This window comes from Sulfurimonas sp. (genome assembly GCF_050296975.1).
Taxonomy (GTDB): Bacteria; Campylobacterota; Campylobacteria; order Campylobacterales; family Sulfurimonadaceae; genus Sulfurimonas.
Genome location: NZ_JBNKRX010000023.1, coordinates 338939 through 358092 on the forward strand (window position 1 = coordinate 338939; position 19154 = coordinate 358092).

General features: G+C 30.6%; 19 protein-coding genes. 14 read left to right on the plus strand and 5 right to left on the minus strand.

All coding sequences use genetic code 11. The annotated features are described in order from the left end of the window. Positions 1-29: 29 nt before the first annotated feature. Positions 30-677, plus strand: coding sequence for a ferritin family protein (locus ACQY56_RS07875; protein WP_428738769.1), 648 nt, complete (start codon positions 30-32; stop codon positions 675-677). A 31-nt stretch (positions 678-708) separates the two neighbouring features. On the opposite strand, the gene ACQY56_RS07880 is transcribed toward ACQY56_RS07875, so the two are convergent. Beyond that, positions 709-1170, minus strand: coding sequence for a rhodanese-like domain-containing protein (locus ACQY56_RS07880; RefSeq protein ID WP_428738770.1), 462 nt, complete (start codon positions 1168-1170; stop codon positions 709-711). A gap of 242 nt (positions 1171-1412) precedes the next feature. Between ACQY56_RS07880 and ACQY56_RS07885 the strand changes: the two genes are divergently transcribed. Then, the gene (locus ACQY56_RS07885) at positions 1413-2030 is read left to right on the plus strand and encodes a Crp/Fnr family transcriptional regulator (RefSeq protein ID WP_428738771.1); all 618 of its coding nucleotides are present in this window, start codon (positions 1413-1415) and stop codon (positions 2028-2030) included. On the opposite strand, the gene ACQY56_RS07890 is transcribed toward ACQY56_RS07885, so the two are convergent. Next, positions 2020-3138, minus strand: coding sequence for a cytochrome-c peroxidase (locus ACQY56_RS07890; RefSeq protein ID WP_428738772.1), 1119 nt, complete (start codon positions 3136-3138; stop codon positions 2020-2022). The two genes, ACQY56_RS07885 and ACQY56_RS07890, sit on opposite strands and share 11 nt — an antisense overlap. Positions 3139-3255: 117 nt before the next feature. On the opposite strand from ACQY56_RS07890, the gene ACQY56_RS07895 reads away from it, so the two are divergent. Then, positions 3256-3873: a c-type cytochrome gene (locus ACQY56_RS07895; protein WP_428738773.1), complete on the plus strand. Its 618-nt coding sequence runs from the start codon at positions 3256-3258 to the stop codon at positions 3871-3873. Positions 3874-3895: 22 nt separating this feature from the next. On the opposite strand, the gene ACQY56_RS07900 is transcribed toward ACQY56_RS07895, so the two are convergent. Beyond that, positions 3896-5344, minus strand: coding sequence for a hypothetical protein (locus ACQY56_RS07900; protein WP_428739628.1), 1449 nt, complete (start codon positions 5342-5344; stop codon positions 3896-3898). Positions 5345-5457: 113 nt separating this feature from the next. Here ACQY56_RS07900 and ACQY56_RS07905 point away from each other — a divergent pair, with 113 nt between their 5' ends. The 5 genes from ACQY56_RS07905 (at position 5458) to ACQY56_RS07925 (ending at position 13722) form a co-directional block, all read left to right on the plus strand. Further along, complete coding sequence (locus ACQY56_RS07905; RefSeq protein WP_428739469.1) at positions 5458-6603, plus strand: sensor histidine kinase; 1146 nt, start codon at positions 5458-5460, stop codon at positions 6601-6603. Then, positions 6596-7291, plus strand: coding sequence for a response regulator (locus ACQY56_RS07910; RefSeq protein WP_428739468.1), 696 nt, complete (start codon positions 6596-6598; stop codon positions 7289-7291). Before ACQY56_RS07905 ends, ACQY56_RS07910 begins: the two co-directional genes overlap by 8 nt. A 376-nt stretch (positions 7292-7667) precedes the next feature. Next, positions 7668-11480: a hypothetical protein gene (locus tag ACQY56_RS07915; RefSeq protein ID WP_428739467.1), complete on the plus strand. Its 3813-nt coding sequence runs from the start codon at positions 7668-7670 to the stop codon at positions 11478-11480. 91 nt (positions 11481-11571) lie between these two features. Next, positions 11572-12954 carry a hypothetical protein gene (locus ACQY56_RS07920; protein ID WP_428739466.1) on the plus strand — a complete coding sequence of 461 codons (1383 nt, stop codon included), beginning with the start codon at positions 11572-11574 and terminating at the stop codon, positions 12952-12954. 159 nt (positions 12955-13113) lie between these two features. Beyond that, positions 13114-13722, plus strand: a complete 609-nt coding sequence (locus ACQY56_RS07925; protein WP_428739465.1) for a hypothetical protein — start codon at positions 13114-13116, stop codon at positions 13720-13722. A 199-nt stretch (positions 13723-13921) separates the two neighbouring features. Here the strand turns inward: ACQY56_RS07925 and ACQY56_RS07930 are convergent, their stop codons facing one another. After that, the gene (locus ACQY56_RS07930) at positions 13922-14179 is read right to left on the minus strand and encodes a helix-turn-helix transcriptional regulator (protein ID WP_428739631.1); all 258 of its coding nucleotides are present in this window, start codon (positions 14177-14179) and stop codon (positions 13922-13924) included. A 133-nt stretch (positions 14180-14312) separates the two neighbouring features. On the opposite strand from ACQY56_RS07930, the gene ACQY56_RS07935 reads away from it, so the two are divergent. The 6 genes from ACQY56_RS07935 to ACQY56_RS07960 all read left to right on the plus strand — a co-directional run bounded on the left by ACQY56_RS07935 (position 14313) and on the right by ACQY56_RS07960 (position 17487). Next, positions 14313-14597, plus strand: a complete 285-nt coding sequence (locus tag ACQY56_RS07935; protein ID WP_428739464.1) for a hypothetical protein — start codon at positions 14313-14315, stop codon at positions 14595-14597. Further along, positions 14597-14998, plus strand: coding sequence for a hypothetical protein (locus ACQY56_RS07940; protein ID WP_428739463.1), 402 nt, complete (start codon positions 14597-14599; stop codon positions 14996-14998). Before ACQY56_RS07935 ends, ACQY56_RS07940 begins: the two co-directional genes overlap by 1 nt. 60 nt (positions 14999-15058) lie before the next feature. After that, positions 15059-15211, plus strand: a complete 153-nt coding sequence (locus ACQY56_RS07945; RefSeq protein ID WP_428739462.1) for a hypothetical protein — start codon at positions 15059-15061, stop codon at positions 15209-15211. A gap of 105 nt (positions 15212-15316) precedes the next feature. Beyond that, the gene (locus ACQY56_RS07950) at positions 15317-16087 is read left to right on the plus strand and encodes a type IV toxin-antitoxin system AbiEi family antitoxin domain-containing protein (RefSeq protein ID WP_428739461.1); all 771 of its coding nucleotides are present in this window, start codon (positions 15317-15319) and stop codon (positions 16085-16087) included. Then, positions 16077-16997: a nucleotidyl transferase AbiEii/AbiGii toxin family protein gene (locus ACQY56_RS07955; RefSeq protein ID WP_428739460.1), complete on the plus strand. Its 921-nt coding sequence runs from the start codon at positions 16077-16079 to the stop codon at positions 16995-16997. The genes ACQY56_RS07950 and ACQY56_RS07955 overlap by 11 nt, the downstream gene beginning before the upstream one ends. Before the next feature lie 115 nt (positions 16998-17112). Then, positions 17113-17487, plus strand: a complete 375-nt coding sequence (locus tag ACQY56_RS07960) for a YbgC/FadM family acyl-CoA thioesterase (RefSeq protein WP_428739459.1) — start codon at positions 17113-17115, stop codon at positions 17485-17487. On the opposite strand, the gene ACQY56_RS07965 is transcribed toward ACQY56_RS07960, so the two are convergent. Next, entirely contained in the window at positions 17467-18768 is a 1302-nt protein-coding gene (locus ACQY56_RS07965) for a hypothetical protein (RefSeq protein WP_428739458.1), read from the minus strand. The genes ACQY56_RS07960 and ACQY56_RS07965 overlap by 21 nt on opposite strands. Positions 18769-19154: the final 386 nt, after the last annotated feature.

Here is a 19154-nt window from a genome sequence, read left to right on the forward strand (position 1 = left end):
TAAAAAATTTAAATCATAAAGGTAAAAGCATGAAACAGTATGAGACATATAAATGTAGCGTTTGTGGAAACGAAGTAGAGGTACAACATGTAGGTGGTGGAACACTTGTATGTTGTGGAAAGCATATGGATTGCATCACTGAAAATTTAACAGCTGTAAACCTTATGAAAGCATTTGCAGGTGAATCTCAAGCAAGAAACAAATATGAGTTTTTTGGTGAATTGGCACGTGAAGCAGGGTGGCATGCTATAGCTGATCATTTTGCTGAAGCTGCGATGAATGAAAAATACCATGCAAAAGCAGAGTTCCAAGCGTACAACAAACTTATGTATGGAATAGAGATGCATGAAACGCTGAAAAATCTCGATACTGCGATAGCCGGTGAAAACTATGAACATACTGAGATGTATCCAAACTTTGCAGCTATTGCAGAAGAGGAGGGGCATAAAGATATTGCACGTCTTTTAAAAGCGATTGCAAAAGTTGAAGTGGAACATGAACGTGAATATACTGAACTAAAAAAAGTGTTAGAAGAAGAGGGCTTTTTTGACAGTGATGAGGACGAGTACTGGGTATGTGAAGTGTGTGGGCATGTCCACCGTGGGAAAAAACCGCCAAAAGCGTGTCCACTTTGTAAAGTACCACAAGAGTACTTTAAAAGGGAACATCTTTACTAATCAATGGGCGATGCCCATTGAAGTATAGCACCTATTTTAGAGGTGCATTTTTTACATTGTCTGCTACAGATAAAGCTGCTAATCCACCTTTTAAAAGACGAATATTTTTAAAACCTATCTTTTTGAGTTCTATAGATGCTAAAAGTGCACGAGAACCCGAATGACAAACAACTACAATTGGTTTATCAGTTGGAAGTTTATCCAAGTTTTTTGCTTCAAAAAGTTTATTTAGAGGCAGTTTGATTGCATTAGGTGTTTGTAGAGCAACTACAGACATTTCACCCTCTGTACGTATATCTAGTAAAATAAAATCTTTATTTTCACGAATCATCTGCATAACTTCATCCGCTTCAATATTGAGTTTAGATTTTGCAAAAGCTTCTTGAGTCATATGTGCGTAAAATTTTTCTAATGCTTTTGCTTGTGTTTGATCGTAAGCAAAAGCATTTATACTAAAAGAGGTGGCGATTAAAAATGTAATAAATCTATTCATTTATTTTCCTGTATTATAAAAATTATAAGTGAATTATATATTTTAAATCTGTGGCATCCCTTAAGAAAAATTTTGTAGCAAAATTTGAATTACCCATTAAAGAAACAACTATATTAATGTGATCTAGATCACATATGTTTTGGACTATTTATTTTAAACTTATCTTTTGACATTTAGTGATTCTAAATCACCCAAGTGTATTTATCAATGCCAATAGTGTAAAATATCAAGAGGAGTTTATGATGGATCTATTTGAATATGAGTTTTTTAATGATCTCAAGCAAGAAGAGAAAGAAAAGATAAAAGAGAGTTCAAAATATATCTCTTTACCTATTGGCTCTCAACTTTACTTCGAGGGCGATACTAATCAAGATATTTTATTTTTAAAACGTGGAAAAGTGAAAGTGTATATAACCCCAGAGAGTATTGGCAATGGAGAAGTTACACTTTATTATATATCTGCCGGTGAACAATGTTTAGTCAATACTTTTAGCACTATCACTCAAACACAAACCTTAGCTTCAGCAGTGGTTGATGAGTCGATCGAAGGGTGGTTGATCCCGCGAGAGAGCATTATGTGGTTACTTAATAATTCCCAGAGTTATAGAAATTTTAAAATTGAACTCTGTGGTCAAAGACTTCAGATAGTACTCGATTTAATTAAATCTATAAAGTTTGATCAATTAGATCAACGACTACTCAATTGGTTATATGTTCAAGGAAAAAACCAAATAAAAATAACACACGAAAAAATAGCTGCTATTTTAGGAGTTTCTCGTGAAGCGATTAGTAGAAACCTAAAAAAGCTAGAGCGTGCCGGTGATCTAAAACTTTCACGAGGTTGTATAACTATTTTATAAAGTTTACAACCTCACCATCTACGGCTTTTAAAAAGCTGATTATCTTTTGAATCTCTTTATCATCCAAGTTTATTCTTAGCTGATGAATCCCCATGATTTTTATAGCATCTTCTAGTTTCTCTACACTTCCATTATGAAAGTACGGTTTTGTTCTTACAACATTTCTAAGTAATGGTACTCGGAAATATTTTTTATCATTTGCCCCTAAAAATTCCCCTTTGTTTTCAAATGGAAAAGCTATTTTAGTAAGTAGTTCATCTTTTACTTTACGGGAATTATCACTATGACAATCTGTACATCTTCCCTTTTCATTTTTATCTAAGTAACCATCTGCGAAAAGTTTTTGTACATTTTTTGGAGTATCCATACTCCAAGCTTTATGATAAACTAAAGGAAACTTTCTCATCACTTCCCCTCCAAGACCTCTGCCATTATGACAACCTACACAACCTTTTGTTATAAATAACTCTAATCCTTCTTTCTCACTTTGAGCTAATGCATTTGCATAACCAAGTAAATAATCATCATACCGTCCACGTGTAAGTAAAGTTTTCTCATACGAAGATAAAGCATCTGCGATCTTTTCAAAAGTTATATCACTACTTCCGTAAGCACTTTGAAACAGATTTACATACTCTTTTTTATTTGCTATTCTTATTTGGGCTAACTCTGGTGTAATAGCCATCTCAAAAGATGCTTGTAGTGGACCTTTGGCTTGATCTGCCAAAGTTGTACTTCTACCATTCCAAAAATAGTATTTTGAAAATACAGAATTTAAAACAGTAGGTGTATTTAAATGAAAAGGATTTTTTTGTCCAAGATGACCTATGGCTGTTTGCCTAGCATCAGCTCCACCTTTGTTAAAACTATGACAAGTCGCACAGCTAATATCTTTTCCTAAAGAGAGCTCTTTTTCAAAAAATAATTTTTTTCCTAAAATAATCTTCTCTTTCGAGAGCTCTTCTTGAGTCATTTTAAGCTCAACTCGTAACGATTCAAGATCGTTTGGAACAGGTTTAAGGTTGTGTTTATATGCAAGGGTCATCAACTCAAAATCATCCATTGCAAATAAAGAGGTTGTTAGTAGTATCCATAAAATAGTTTTCATAATATTTCTCCTTTTTTACAGTTGTCATAGTAGTACAATTCATATTTTTCGTATGTGATCTACATCACATAAAAAATAATCACAAAGAGATATAGTTTGATAAAAAAAGGATCACTTATGAAGTTTATAATTGGTTTAATGATGTTTATGGTGTTGATGTTAGGATATAGAGTAATCTCAGCTATTACAGTAGATGAGTACAATCTATATGATAAAAAGATATCATTAGTTACAGAAGAAACTCCGCAAGAGGAGTTAGAAGAAACTGGAAAGTCTATTTATTTTGTATATTGTTCATCGTGTCATGGTATGAACGGGCAGGGAAATAATGGAAAAGCTCAAAACCATACAAAAAGGATAGCTAAAAAATCTATCTTAGATGTGATAAAACATGGATCAAATAATTTTAAAACACTCTATCCATCTGGAATGCCAGCAGGTCTTTTAGATGAAAAAGAAGCTGAAATTGTTGCTACATATATAGCTGGTGGAATGAAAGGGGAGAAACCAACATCATGGGAAGTGTGTGCATCGTGCCATGATGATAGTGGTAAGGGTATCTCTTTAGTAGCACCAAATCTTTATGAATACAGTGATGAATTTGTTGCAACAGTTCTTACAAATGGGAAAAAAGGGGTGATTGGAACTATGCCAAACTTTAGTGGAAGACTTAATGAACTGCAAATGAAAGCACTTGCTACCCATATTAGAGGTTTAAAAAGTGAAAACTTTTAAACCTCAATTATAAAACTTAATTCTATGTTTGTGGAATAAGACCAAAATGGTATTCATATGTCATTTCTCTATCAACTACTCCATCTGCATCGTTATCATATCTTGTACTCAATCTATTTCCATTTATATCATACATATATGTTTCTGAGCTATCAACTATGCCATTTGCATTTTTGTCATAATCATACGTGAGTTTATTTCCATTACTATCATATGTATAAATCTTAACATTGTGTCCAAAGAAGCCATCATAAACTTTCGTAAGCATATTTCCATTACTATCATATATGTATGTATATGTATAAAGGTTTCCTCCAGTTCCATCGGCACCATTGTCATAACTATCTGTTAACATATTTCCATTTGCATCATACGTGTATGTTTGAATCGCATCTATAGTTTCATCAGCATCGGTGTCGTATCTCTTTGTTAGTATATTATCATTAGCATCATATGTGTATGTTGTAATACTGTCTGCCACCCCATCTACATTTGTATCAAGGCTATTTATAATCTTTTTCCCATTTGTATCATATATGTAAGATGTGATTTCATCTATTGTGTCATCACCATTATCATCATTACTATAACTTAATACATTGCCATAAATATCATATGTATAATATTGATTAGTGTTTGCTAATCCATCACCATCAGAATCATAACTTATAGAAAGTGTATTGCCATTAGTATCATGTGTATAAGTGATAGTTCTATTTATAATTCCATCTCCAGTGTCATCATAACTTTGAGAGAGCACATTTTCATTAGCATCATATGTAAAACTATAATGAAAAAGAAGAACACCATCTAAATTATTAGTATAACCACTTTGTGTAAGTAGATTGCCGTCATCATTAAATGTCTTGATAATAACAACATCTATACTACCATCTCCACCTGTATCTTCATTTATTAAAGAACTTTGAAAACCAACCTGCTTTTTACCATTTTGCGCAAGTGATTCATTAAAATGTGCCAAAGCACTACTTGGAGTTACAAGTGCACTTCCTATGGTATGTAAAGCAACTGTATCAAAATCTATAGCATCAATCTCTCTGCTAAACCCATCAAAAAGATTGCGTGAACTCTCAGTAATCTCTATACCATTTGAAGTATTGCCATCATTATCTAGTGTTTGTAGTACTTGAAGTATATTGATCAGTGTTGTTGGATTTTCACTTTGTAGATTATAAGGGGTTATAGTATCTGCAACTGGAGATGTTCCTAGTTCAAGTGTTCCAATAAAAAATGTTACATTACCATCGTTAGGGCAACTGTATTCACCTATTTCATTGGTAAGTCCAGTTTTCCCAGATGAACAACTATAGCTCAACCCACTCACATTAGAGTCTATAAAAATACCTGTTGTGGTTGCTACAGAAGGAGTACTACCTCCGCCACCACCACCACACGCACTTAAACCAAAACCAAGAGCCAATAAAACTCCTACATAACCACATCTTTTCACGATATTCTCCTTTTTTAATATCTACCATTATCTCATGCTCGTGCTACATGAAAGTCACTCTAGTGTCTCATAAACGTTACATCTGTTTTGAAAAAAATTTTGTATAATTAGCTATGAATCTTTATAAGCTATTTCAAACTAAACTTTATAACTTAGATAAAAGAGAAGTTTTTTTAATTGGTTTTTATGTAAGTTTTTTATTTGTTATGACGTTAGCAATGGTTTTGGATTTTTTGATACAAAACTATGTAGATGCGTATGTGGAAGTGTTTTTTATTGCTTTGACTGTCATAAGTGTCATCCACTACAAATATACACTTAACATTACTATCGCTGTGTATGGGATTGTCATTATTGCGACACTGACAACCTATGCTTTACTTGTAAGTAACTCATATAATATCTCTATATTTCACTCTATAGTTCCACTTGGGTATTTTTTACTATTTTCTTTGAAGCGTTCTTTAGTGTATACCTTTATACATCAATGTATAGTGGTTGCAATTTATATGTATGGATTTTATATATATCCTCAAAATGAAATTTTACATAATCCAGCGATTTTAACAGCCACTGCAATGGCTTCGTTGATGATTATCTTATTTGGTGTTTTTTACCATCTCTCTATAGAGAACTCATACAGTAAGCTTCAAGCAGCAGATAAACAAAAAGAGATGCTTTTAAAAGAGGTGCATCATAGGGTAAAAAACAATCTCAATATCATCTCATCTATGCTTGGCTTACAAATGCTTCGAGAAACTGATGAAGTGATAAAAGATGTTTTTCAAAAAAATCGCCTACGTATAGACTCTATAGCTATCGTACATGAAACACTTTACAAACACAATAATTTTGAAAAAATCGACATCAATACATATCTACATCAACTCTCATCTTTTGTTTTAGATATGTCTGATAAAGAGATCGGTTTTGAGATAGATGGAGAAAAACTTTTATTGCCCTTTGAAGATGTGCTTAAAATTGGGATTATCACAAATGAGCTTTTACTCAACTCTATTAAATACTCTTGTGAGAATGATAGTGCTAAAATACATATAACATTTAAAGATGAAAAAGATAGTTACCTATATAAGTATGAAGATAGTGCTACAAGTCATATAGACACTACTAATTTAAAATCAGGGAAAAGTTTAGGATTGAAACTTATAGATATGATGGTGCAACAAATGGAAGCTAGTTTAAGTGTGGATGGGAGTAGTGGACTCAAATATGAGATAAGGATACAAAAACATGGATAAAAAAGCCACTATTCTTATAGTTGAAGATGAAAAAATTCCTGCAGAGTTTTTTAAAGAGATATTGGAGATAAACGGCTATGAGGTTTTGGGTATTTGTGACAAAGGTGCAGATGCAATCAAAAGTGCTTTGAGTCTAAAACCAGATGTGATTTTTATGGATATCATGCTTAAAGATAACATTAGTGGAAGTGAAGCAGCCCTTAAAATATCGACATCTATCGATACCAAGATCATTTTTCTAACGGCTCATTCAGATGAAGAGATGATTGAGTATGCTTTAGATGCAGGAGCGGTAAACTACCTTATAAAACCTTATAAAGAGAAGCAGATTATCACTACGCTTGAGATGGCATTGAAACAGAAAAAAGATGTAACTTCTAAACAAGAAAGAGGAATTAAACTTGCAGGTGGATTTTATTATGATTTTATAAATAAAAACTTACAGTTGAATCATAAAGAGGTGGAGATAGGTCTCAAAAGTTTAGAACTTGTAGAGTATCTGTGTAAAAATATCAATAGAACCGTACCCCATGATGAACTCTTGGACTATTTGTATGAGAATGAAAAAAATAAAAGTACACTACGCACCCTTATCTCACGTCTAAACAAAACGTTAAAATATAATCTTATAAATAATAATAGTAAACTAGGTTATAAGATTGTGTCAGTAACAGAAGAAAAATTATAAAGGTAAAAATTTATGCAAATTAGGGTTTATTACGATTATAAAGTAGGCTTTAATTTTTAAATAAAATACTTAAAAATGGGGATGTCTGCACATTATAATTTCCATTTTTAGCGAAAAAATGTAAAACTTGAGGCACAGTTTGGGCAGAGTTTGTGGCAATTTGTTTTGATGTTTTTTCAGTTTTTTTTCAGATAACTTTTAAACCTTATTCAATTCTAAATTAAGCATATAAAAAATAAATATCATGGGCATACAAACTGTTTTATTTAATCCGTTTTATAGACAAAATTAATTTACATGTCTTAACATCAATATTAGCTATAATAAAAAACAACAATTTAATATATAAAGAATTAAAGTGAATAAAATAAAATTTATGAAAACATTAATATTAAATGCCACAAGTATATCAGAAAAACTTATTTTTAATCTGCTGAAAGATGCTAAAAATTATCATGTGGAACTGATAAACTTTGAAAGAGATAATTTAAATATTTCTACATTAGAACAATTGGCTAAGGATCATAACTTTAAGAGTTTCAATTATTATTTGCCAAAAACAAAAAATATTGACGAAATAAAATTAAAACTATCAGCTTTAAAAGAAGAGAGTATAGTGTTTATATTAGGTCTTGAAAAAATATTTTTAAATACCGCTGAAAGCAATTTTCAAATAAAAAGTGGAACAAAACTCGTTAATTATCATTCTTATGAAAATATAGACTCTACGCAACTCATTTCATTTATAGAAAATTTGTATGAAGAGTATAATTTTCATTTTCTTTTTTTACTTCAAGCAAATATAGCTCTTAGCGAAAGAATAACAACTGAATTAGAAGAATACGATATCGAAATACTTAGTATTAAATATGAAAATGATGATTCTAAAGACATACAAAAAGATATCTTTAAAGTACTAGAAAATGCAACATATAAAGAAGCATTAACAGTATTGGAAAAATATAAAACCGTACTAGATGAACATTCAATTATAAATTTACAGGTGATGATATGGCTACAGCATGGCCTTCAAAATAAGGCTATTGAGTTTTTGAAAGAAAACTTTGAAATACTTCATAACAGTGAAAAAAAACAATTAGCGGATTTATATTATTTTGCTGAAAAATACCATGAAGCTTATATTATTGTTAATTTAATATTTTTAGAAAATCCTTTAACCATTGGCTTGAATACTCTTTTTCTAAACACGGCAATAAAGTTAGGAAAGTTTGAAGAAATATATGAACAAGTTCTGGAAGTAGATTTAAAAGATATAAAAGCACTAGAAATATGTGCTAATTATTTTACAAAAGAAGAAACTTTTGATACTGCGATAGAATATAGAAATAAGCTTTTTAATCTGACAAATGAACCATATCATCTATTATTATCTGAAATTCTTAAAATTGAAAAAGGTAAACCAATAAATGGTCATATAGCAGAACAACAAATTTTAAGTAGATTAGTAGATTATAATGATAAATATTTAGATATTGAAAAAAGTTATAGAATAGGAAGAATATGGTTTGAAGTTTATAATAGTCCTTATAAAGCTTATTACTATTTTAAAAATGTTTTGAAAATATGTAGCAATACACATTCTGTAGATGCTGCAAAATATCGTATGAAATTACTTAGTAATCATGGACATGCAAACAAAATAATTAAGATTGGATACCAAAGAAAATATCCAGATAGACTTCCAAGAATGAGAGTAAATGAACTATTTAATAGTTTATTAATTCTTACACATGATGATAAGGGCTATTTAACTTGGCAAGATTTTATTGATAATTCACAAAATCAACAGACTTGGAAAAAGTATTTAAGTAAAAAAATCATCAATATTCTACAAAGTATAGATTGTAAAATTGATATTAATGATGTTGACAAATCTATAATGGTAAATCGATTTAAGGATAATGAATTAATCAAAATGGCTACTATGTATAAAAGTCTTTCTTTATCATATGAGCAAATACAAACGATAAAAGAAGCATCAGAATCTTTTATTGCTCAAGCTGAAAATAAATTGGAAGAAATATGGCTTCGATATTATATAGCTAATTTCTTTATTCACATTGGAGAAATGCAACTTGCAAATAATCACTCAATAACATTATGGTATTTTGCTAATAGAATTAATAATCAAGAAGAATCAAAAATAGCAAGACTACTTGGAACACTTTCATGGGGTGTCGCACAATATAAAAACGGCAAAGAAATTGAAGGTATAACTTGTATAGTCAGTACAATAGAACATTTTATAGAAACAGAAGAAATTATTCCATTTCTTGAAGATGGTCTGGGAATTCTTAATATCTGGATTCAAAATAATAAACATTTATTTTCTAATGATGAGTTTGATTTTTTTATCCACTTTTTTAAAAGATTAACGCCCCAAAATGCAAATCAAAATCAAGTTTATGAGTATATTGCTAAAGAAGATTGGAATGCTATTTATAGTTTACTTGGATATAAAATTTATAATACGCAAGAATATAACCCTCAATGGGCTTTAGATTTTTATCACTATATACTTGCGACTGCAAAATCAGAACAGTTACATATTGATTTTGATTTGATAATGGACAATATAGAAAATATTATATATGCGCTTGTAATGAGAAAAGATCAAAGAGCTAAGCTATTAAACTGGTTTGCTGAATTGATTTTTATGGATTCGAATAACAAATATTCGCCAGTAGAACGGTGGAAAACATCATTAAAACTTCTGACTATTTCTATTCAGGATATGGAAGAGAAAAGAAAAAAACTAAAAAATACTTATGAAAGAGCTTTTATATCAGATGAAAACAGAATGATATACGAACTTTATTTGAGAATAAATATTGTTTTGTTTAAAGGTCAAATATATTCAAATGACATTGAAAAATTCAAAATAATTCAAAATATTTTAAATGGATTTGATTATTTATCATTGAGAACCCAAAAAGAAAAAAAGATTAATAAATCAGGTGCAAAAGTAACCGAAGAATTAGAAAAAATTGAAAAAGAGTATTTGCAATTGATTGAGGAGCTTTCACAATATAGTGTTAAAAATTTTAAAGAAGCTTTTTTAAGTGAAGAGTATAAAGAAAAAAGTAAACAGTATGCTGAACTAAGAAAAATTTTGGAAGAAAAACATCCTGTTTATATGAATGATTCATTTTATGAAGAAGTGCCGATAACGATAATTCAATCTAAAATGAAAATGGATGAAATATATTATCAATATATTGATACAAAAATATTTATATGTTATTTAGTTATTACAAATGACTTTATTGATTTTGGTTTTATCAATAGTAAGGTTCCATTCTATAAAGAAGATCTTGACAATTTAGCTCATCAAATTCAAACTTTTACTATAAGCACACAATATGATATAAAAGAGGTAGAAGAGTCATATAATAAATTATCTTTGCACTATTTTGAGCCTTTACTGGCATATGTAACGAGCAATACATATAAAAAAATTTATATAAATCATGACTTGTCTTTGCCTTTTATTTCTTCCAGTTTGATTCGCTTGTCTGATAAGTGGTTAGTTGAGGAAGTTGATTCTATTGTTAATTTGACAAATAGACACTATTTTTTTGATAAAAAATCAAATACGACAAGTGTGTTTAGTATTGCAAATCTGGGAAAAAAATCTGATTCACAATTTATTAAAGCAAATCAATGGATTAGTGGAAGTCAAACAAGAAGCCAAAAAAATATTGAAAACTTTGAAGATAGTTTTCCCAGTATAACCAGCACGATGGGAAGCAATAAAACAAATTCACTTTTAATTATCAGTCATGGTATTCAAGGAAGCAATCAAAATATATTAACAGGTGCCTTATCTATCGAGGGTGAGAAAAAAACTTATACTATAGATGATTTTAAATTTGTTGATGGACTGGAATGTGTAGCTTTTTTAAGTTGTAGTGGAGGTTCATTGTCAGTTGGTGAGCATGAAACAAGCAATACAATAATCAGTAGTGTTCTTTCAAAAGATATCAATAGTGCAATTTTATGTAGATGGGATGTGTTTTTGGAGCCATCATTAAAAATATTTGAAAAAATATTAGAAGTTAATAGCAATATAGAAGAGGCTTTAAATATTTCAATTAGAGAGTTCATAAAGAAAAATAAAAATATTCATCCAGTATTTTGGGCTGGAATTGAAGTCTGGAAGAATTAATTACTGGTTTAAATAAAAGTAATTATGTTTTGCAAGTTTTGCAAGTTCGTTAAGTTTTATAGCTAATTGAATAATTTATATAGGTGTTGAGATGTATGAAAAAGATGTTTTAACAGAAATGTTATACGAAGCAATGATTATAGGTGATGACATAGCATATGTTGATATGTATAATAAATATAAAATTAAATATGATTTCATTAAAAATTACTCTCTGTTGATTGGTACTAATGAATTAGAACATTCAAATTTTTATAAATCAATTATTGGACAAATTCATACAAAAAAATATTTTGATAGCTTTACAAAAGATGGTAAAGAAATTTATTTGGTAAATCCATTCGCAGATTATAAAAACCTTTTATATATTTCAGAACACTTCAAAAAAGAACCTTATGTAGATCATACAATATTCTTAGACAACCAAGCTGTAAATATGTTTGTTAGGTTTTTTGATAAAAAAATTCAAAATGATTTTGTTGATACACAAATTAAATATGGTCTTGATTTAAATTATCTGTTATATGTTTTGGAAGATTATGTAAATCCACATCATCGTAATTTTAAGCCTAATATGACCTTTGAAAAGATTTATAAGTTAGATGTCATTAACCACTTAAACAAAGAAATATTTAGCAGTACAGGAGAAGTTTTAATTGATGTCAAAAGAATTCAATCGCATGGATTTCAAACTGTTGATATGCTTGTAGAAGATCGAAAATCCTACTTTACACATTTTATCGATAAACATAAATATAATCTACAATTACAGACTCAAATTATAAATGAAAACACGATTAAATATTATTTTGATGAAAACTATAAAGAAGTAGATATTAATCAGGTGTTAGCAGATTACTATCTTATATTTGGTTTTGTAATTAAGATAGTAATCGAAAACTGGAAAAATATCTCGATTGAAAATAAACTAAATAATTTATACGATTCGATGGTTATGAAAGGTAGAGTCTTTAAGCATTTACTAGAGTTTGCATATAGATATTTTGATAATAATCACATTTATAGTGACTTTTTTAAATATGATAAAAAAATGACATATGATAATATAATACAACGAACTCATAATATAAGTTGGGACATATTTTTATATAGTATTAGTTTACATTTTATATCAAGTCCACGAAAAAGATTTGAAAAAATTCAAGCAGATTTTGGAATAGGGCAATTTGTTACAAAAGATACACCTCTTTTTAAGTCATATATTAGTGGCTATGATAGAAAAATATTTTTAATTAAAAAATCAAAGTTTGGAAATACACATGATGTTATTAATTCGCCTTCCTTGACAACAGAAAAAGTTGAAGCAATTTTAGACGAATATAATATGCAAAATGTAAACAAAATCCAAGTTGTAAAAAATAAAAATTTTAATTTATTCAAAAAGTATCCATATCAAATTGCATTACTTTTTTGTGAGCAAATGAAAAGTGAGTTAAAGTTAAACTATTTATAATGGTTGTACCTTTTTGAAACATAGAATAATATTTACTGTGTCACTGCATATCACTATGTATCAATAAAAATTTAACTCTAGAATTGGCATATATTTTCAACTATACTCTTTATAGATAGCGATTTTGTCCTATCAAATAAAGGTTAGTAAGGAGAAAAAATGCCTAAAATCAAATCAAAAGAAAAATCTTCATTATTAGATATATATCCATATTCAAGGGATGCTTTTCAATATCTTTACGATAAGCTGACTGATGAAAATTTTAAGAGAAGATATATCATAAAAGATAAGCCGATCAATGCCGTAACAGGTATTATTTGGGATATTACACAAGGTGAACCAGAAATTACTGAGATCATCTCCACTATGGATAAGATGGTTGGTATCCGTTCAGAGAAAACAAAGTCAAGACTTGAGAAGATCGTAGATACTTGGCTCAAAAAAGCGTACAATTTGAAACTTCAAAATGGCTATGTAATTCATCGCTCTTTTTTGCTAAGGTTTGTAAAAACTATTTATGAAAATTACGATGAAAATATCAAACGAGCAGCCATCTATCATTTCGATAAATACAACGATAAAAACAAAAAAAAGATCAAACGAGCTTATGAAAATGTTCGCTTAAATGATTTGCAAGAAAGGTATCCAGAGTTTAATATTTTTGATGCATACGCTTATGCACTAATTACAGAAAAATTCAAAATCAAAGAGGATGATCTTATAGAATTTGAGAATATCGTTTCCCTTTTAAAGTCACAAGATAATTAAAAGAGATGAAAAGCTCAACCTAGTAACGATTTTTTCTGACACCATGCTAGAAAGTCCTTAATATAGGGATTTTTTAGTATTGGTTTAGTAAGCATTTTATTTTAGGGGATAAAATCAAGTATATAAATACTTCTTTTTGTCCTTTTTCAAGGACGAAATCACGCTTATTATGAACGACAGTGAATAGCGACGGACTAAATTATTTTGAGAGTATAAAAAAATCTCTAATATCTACTTGAAGAACATTAGCGATTTTATAGAGTTGTTCTATGTTGTAGTGTTTGTTTTCATGCCCAGCTTCAATCTTTGCGATTGTACTTACAGTTTTATGACCGATAGAATGAGCTAAATTTAACTGGGATATATTTTTTTGTTTGCGTATCCCTTTAACATTATTAGCTATTTTGCGGTGCAGTTCTTGTATCTCTTCTTGTGAGATTTCCTGTAAATTTTCTATGTAAAAAGTCCTGTAACATTTTTACTTGATTATATAGAATCACATAAATTAATAAAATTCCCTATAGTGAAATATTTTTTAAGCTAAATCCTTTTATAATAAATCTATAAAACAAATATATCAGGAGCAAAAAATGGCAGAGTATTTTGCGCATGTAATAGCAAGATTGATTGTTAGCTATTTAACTTTATTGGTTATGTTATTAGCGATTTTGGCAGGCTACTGGATCATAGAAGATTACAATGCCATGGTAGAGTTTATCAAAAGCATAAGTGACAATACTTTTGCACATATAGTCGTATGGATGCCGTTTGTATTTTCTTGGTTCAAGCCAGATAAAAGAGGCAATGCTGCTGAAATGTTAAATGCTCGTATGTACTATTCTGGCATGTCCTGTTCGATGAGTGGAAAATGGTAGTGTCAAAAAGTAAACTATTTTCGCTGTTGTTGATATGTTTTTTTGGAACTGAACAGTTATCAGCTTACGAGTTAGGTGATACGATCAATTGTGAAACATCTACTACGACTTTTGAATATGTAAAATGCAAGCCAACAAATAAGATCTTTGAGGTTACAGACATCTTACAAGATGGTTGGATTGCCATTACTGATCATTCATTTTATGTGACTTTTAAAAAGGTAAAAAATTCTCAAAAAGTTATGAGATGTCTTGAGTCAAATAGATTTCCAAACTATTTAGGGGCTTGCAAGAGTGATAATTTTGATCAACCAAAAACTTGGTTAAAACAAGAAGCTATTAAAAACGGTTGGAAATTTACATTGGCTATTGGCGATACTGTTTATTATGTTAAGGAATAGTGTTATAATATTTACTAATTGATATTTTGAGTATTAAATTACTTCGTTTAGGAAATTTGTATGCCATTTTTAGCTTTACTCTTTGCACTGTTTGTTTTTGCTTTGTATAAGGGGGAAAGCAGTAGTGCTTTGGCAATATTGATTATGATGGTTGCAGCACTTTTTGCAACATATCACAAACCGTTTAGAGACTCTTTGAGAGAGTTTTTTTAGTTTGTTTATAAAATATCTATTTTTATAAATTAATATTTTATAAAAATCTAAAAAACAGAAACAATTCTCTTGCTTTTGTTTTTAAAAATAGATAAAATATAAATTATGAATTTACAAAATGATATAAAAATAAAACAACTATATCAAATGTTACCAGAGTCAGTTGTGGCTCCAGCTTCTTGGCTTGCAGAGCAAGGATACTCTATGCAACTGCTTTATCAGTACACCAAAAGCGGTTGGCTCCAAAAAACCTCAAGAGGCTCATATATAAGAGGCGATGCGAAGCCATCTTGGCAGGGTGCTGTTTTAGGACTGCAAAAACTTAGCCATGAGCCATTTCACATAGGTAGCGTAACATCACTCAATCTTCAAGGTTATGCTCATTATCTTCCACTGAACAACTCACAAACTATATATTTGTACGGTACTCAAAAACTTCCAGCATGGTTTAAAAACATAGAGCTTGAACAAAAGTTTAATGTGATTAAAAAACCCTATTTTGAGAAAGTAGGTCTGAAAAGTATCCCATCTAATATAAAAGATTGGAAGATGGTAGTTTCCTCTCCTGAGAGAGCTATCATGGAGCTTCTCTATCAAGTAAAGCCAGATGGACTAAGTTTTGAGTTTGCGGCAGAGATATTTGAGGGACTTACGACACTGCGTCCATCTTTGATCAATGAACTTTTAACTATGTGTGAAAATATAAGAGTCAAACGCTTGTTTCTTTTTTTGACAAGTTACTTTAACCATCCTTGGGCAAAGCATGTAAAAAAAGAAGGCTTAGAACTCGGAACGGGCAGGATGCAGGTCGTAAAAAACGGTGTCTTTGACAATGAGTTTTTAATAACAGTACCAAAGGAGTACCATGCTAGATAAAAATTCTATCTATTATAAACAAGTACAACTACTCTTAGAAGTATTGCCTTATGTATCAAGTGAGGAGTGCTTTGCTCTTAAAGGCGGTACGGCTATCAATATGTTTGTAAGAGATATGCCAAGACTTTCAGTAGATATAGACCTTATGTATCTACCTGTAGAAGATCGACAAACGAGCCTTCAAAACATTGCTGAGTCGTTTGAAAGAATTGCTCGCTCAATTGAGTCGTCAATACGAGGTACAAAAGTACATAGGCTAGATCAACAAGGAGACGGGATACTTTCTAAACTTCAAGTTGAGAAAAATGGTGTCCGCATCAAAATAGAAGCTTCACCAGTGACTAGAGGAACGGTAAGGGAGCCAAGTGTACTCAGTGTATCGGCAAGAGTGGAAGAGGAGTTTGGTTTTGCAGAGACTAGCGTAGTTCACTTGGATGATTTGTATGCTGGAAAACTCTGTGCTGCACTTGATAGACAACATCCAAGAGATTTTTTTGATGTACGAGGACTGCTTGACAATGAAGGGATAAGCGATACTCTTATGGATGTTTTTATAGTTTATCTTATCAGTAGCAATCAGCCTATATCAAAACTACTGCAACCAAACTTGATAGACATAGAGAGGATCTATGCTGAACAGTTTGTCGGGATGCCCATAGTTCCAATGCAATTGGAAGTTTTAGAAGCAACCAGAGTTGAGCTAATTAGCACAATTCGTTCTAAACTCACCCAAAATCATCGTGATTTTTTGATGGGTTTTAAAGAGGGAAACCCAGACTGGCGTTTGCTTCCTTTTGAAAATATTGAAGAACTTCCATCTGTAAAGTGGAAAATGCTCAACCTTGAGAAAATGCAAAAAAACAAAAGAGATGAAGCTATACAAAAACTAAAAGATACACTAGCAATCTGAAAAGGAGAAATAATTATGGAGCAAGTAGTGACAGTAATGCAAGAAGAGTTTACAAACAACTTGGGCACAGTGAATAATTTAACATTCCAAAAGTTCTAAAAATAGGGGGATAACGGTGAAAATAAGAGTTTATTATGAAGATACAGATACAGGTGGGATAGTTTATCATTCCAACTATCTTAACTTTTGTGAAAGAGCGAGAAGTCAGGCATTTTTTGATAAGGGGATGGTACCTGTTTTAGATGATGGGCATTTTGTGGCGCGTAGGATAGTAGCAGACTATTTTAAAAGTGCAAAACTTGGAGACATTTTAGAGATTAAAACCCAGCTAGTAGAGATGAAAGCGGCTTCATTTACACTAAAACAGGGTATTTACAAAGAGGATGAAAAACTCTTTGAATTAGAGATATTACTTGTGCATACTTCATTTGAAGGTGCTGTTAAAAAGATAGACCAAAAGACTAAAGAGTTAATCCTCACTCTCTTCTAATTCTTTAGGTTGTTGTGGAATATACTTGGCAAATCGTGTAAGCATTGGTCTTAAAAGCTCTATATCGTAGATAATTTGTTGCTCTTCCATCATCAGGTCATATACTCTTGCTTCTCCAGTTGTTAAAGAGTAGAAGTAATCCACTCCAACAATTGTAGAGTAATTAATCCAGTCATATTTGATATCATTACCGATAAGTGAATTCATCTCCACTTGCATATTGTCTTGTTTTGTAATCGAGTTTGCAATAATCATATTTTCTCTATCTTTATACTGTGTCATAGAAAGCAGAAGAGGGCTGTAGTTGATCTGCGTAGAGAGTACGTTTGTGGCATTTGTATCATACAATGTGAGCTGTGACATTATCATCCCTGTTTTAATGATAGGTGTGTTGATAAAAAATGACCCCTCGATAATATTTTCATTCTCTTTTAAATGGTTTTCTAGGTTAGTTGTTTGTGTGGAGATATAATACTTGAAAACTTTTTTAGGCTCTTCATCCTCTTGATGAGGGACTTGTACCTCATGATCTTCAGAAAATGCACTTGGTTCAAAACCTTCTATGATAGGGTGTAAAAAACTATCTTCTTGATAAAGAGCGAGTTTTTTTCCTGTTGCAGATGTATCTGAAAATATAACAAGTGGAGAGATTGCTTCTTTAAGCAGTCTATCACTTTGTGCTGCATAATCAATACCACCAAAACTAAGATATGTTGAGTCTAGTTCTACATCTTTTTTATTAATAGTTGGAAAGTAGATATTTATCTCTGGATCGATGTTGATGATATTATCAACTCCCTCTTTTGTAAGTGGAGCAATGACATAGGTGATACCATCATCTTCTATCTGTTCAAGGGCTGTTTGAATGGTATCATAAGATTCATCTTCAATCTTATAACTTTTCATACTAAATGGTGTACTTTTTGTCATTAGATAAGCAAATACAGTATTTGTCGTAGATGTAGCATATTTACCTATACGTTTATACGGGAGTAAAAGAGCGATTTGGAACTTTCCAGTTACATTCATAGTACCTATGTTGAAGATTGCTGCATTTATCATTCTTGTTTCTTCAAGTTCTCTGTTTGGAAGTTTTGTATGTGCATGTGCTAAAAAGGAGAACATTTGCTCGTTTTCTATAAACTCCTCTAAACAATCCTCATCACATTCATATGGATCAAGATTAAGTACATATGTTTTTGGAAGAGGGATGTCTGAAACAAGATAACTTTGTGCAAAAATGCTAAAAGGTACGAGTAAAAGTAAAAATATTTTTTTCATAAACAGCTCTTTATAATTTTTCAATCTATATATGGATTTTATTTATAGGATATTATATCGAATTAAGATAAAAGAAAAATACCTACATCAAACGATACAATTTTACATTTTTAGCATTTAATTGAAAAAAATAACATAAATAATTAGTTTTTAATGCAATATTAATTTTATTAGGATATTATTTATAACTTAAAAAAACAATATATATTGAGAAAAGTTATGAAACTTATAGACCTAAGCAAAAACATCAACCAAGAGACCCAAGGACGCCTAAGACTGCTAGGGAGCCAAAGTAATGAGAATGAGTTTATAGTTGATGGGAGTTTCAGCATTTATAACGTAGAGGGGTTTAGTGCAGTAAATAAAGCCTATGAGTTTCATATCAC

Excerpts from the sequence above, each read along its gene's own strand:
- ACQY56_RS07875 (WP_428738769.1), top strand. The coding sequence starts at position 30 with ATGAAACAGTATGAGACATATAAATGTAGCGTTTGTGGAAACGAAGTA.
- ACQY56_RS07880 (WP_428738770.1), bottom strand. The coding sequence starts at position 1,170 with ATGAATAGATTTATTACATTTTTAATCGCCACCTCTTTTAGTATAAAT.
- ACQY56_RS07885 (WP_428738771.1), top strand. The coding sequence starts at position 1,413 with ATGGATCTATTTGAATATGAGTTTTTTAATGATCTCAAGCAAGAAGAG.
- ACQY56_RS07890 (WP_428738772.1), bottom strand. The coding sequence starts at position 3,138 with ATGAAAACTATTTTATGGATACTACTAACAACCTCTTTATTTGCAATG.
- ACQY56_RS07895 (WP_428738773.1), top strand. The coding sequence starts at position 3,256 with ATGAAGTTTATAATTGGTTTAATGATGTTTATGGTGTTGATGTTAGGA.
- ACQY56_RS07905 (WP_428739469.1), top strand. The coding sequence starts at position 5,458 with ATGAATCTTTATAAGCTATTTCAAACTAAACTTTATAACTTAGATAAA.
- ACQY56_RS07910 (WP_428739468.1), top strand. The coding sequence starts at position 6,596 with ATGGATAAAAAAGCCACTATTCTTATAGTTGAAGATGAAAAAATTCCT.
- ACQY56_RS07915 (WP_428739467.1), top strand. The coding sequence starts at position 7,668 with ATGAAAACATTAATATTAAATGCCACAAGTATATCAGAAAAACTTATT.
- ACQY56_RS07920 (WP_428739466.1), top strand. The coding sequence starts at position 11,572 with ATGTATGAAAAAGATGTTTTAACAGAAATGTTATACGAAGCAATGATT.
- ACQY56_RS07925 (WP_428739465.1), top strand. The coding sequence starts at position 13,114 with ATGCCTAAAATCAAATCAAAAGAAAAATCTTCATTATTAGATATATAT.
- ACQY56_RS07935 (WP_428739464.1), top strand. The coding sequence starts at position 14,313 with ATGGCAGAGTATTTTGCGCATGTAATAGCAAGATTGATTGTTAGCTAT.
- ACQY56_RS07945 (WP_428739462.1), top strand. The coding sequence starts at position 15,059 with ATGCCATTTTTAGCTTTACTCTTTGCACTGTTTGTTTTTGCTTTGTAT.
- ACQY56_RS07950 (WP_428739461.1), top strand. The coding sequence starts at position 15,317 with ATGAATTTACAAAATGATATAAAAATAAAACAACTATATCAAATGTTA.
- ACQY56_RS07955 (WP_428739460.1), top strand. The coding sequence starts at position 16,077 with ATGCTAGATAAAAATTCTATCTATTATAAACAAGTACAACTACTCTTA.
- ACQY56_RS07965 (WP_428739458.1), bottom strand. The coding sequence starts at position 18,768 with ATGAAAAAAATATTTTTACTTTTACTCGTACCTTTTAGCATTTTTGCA.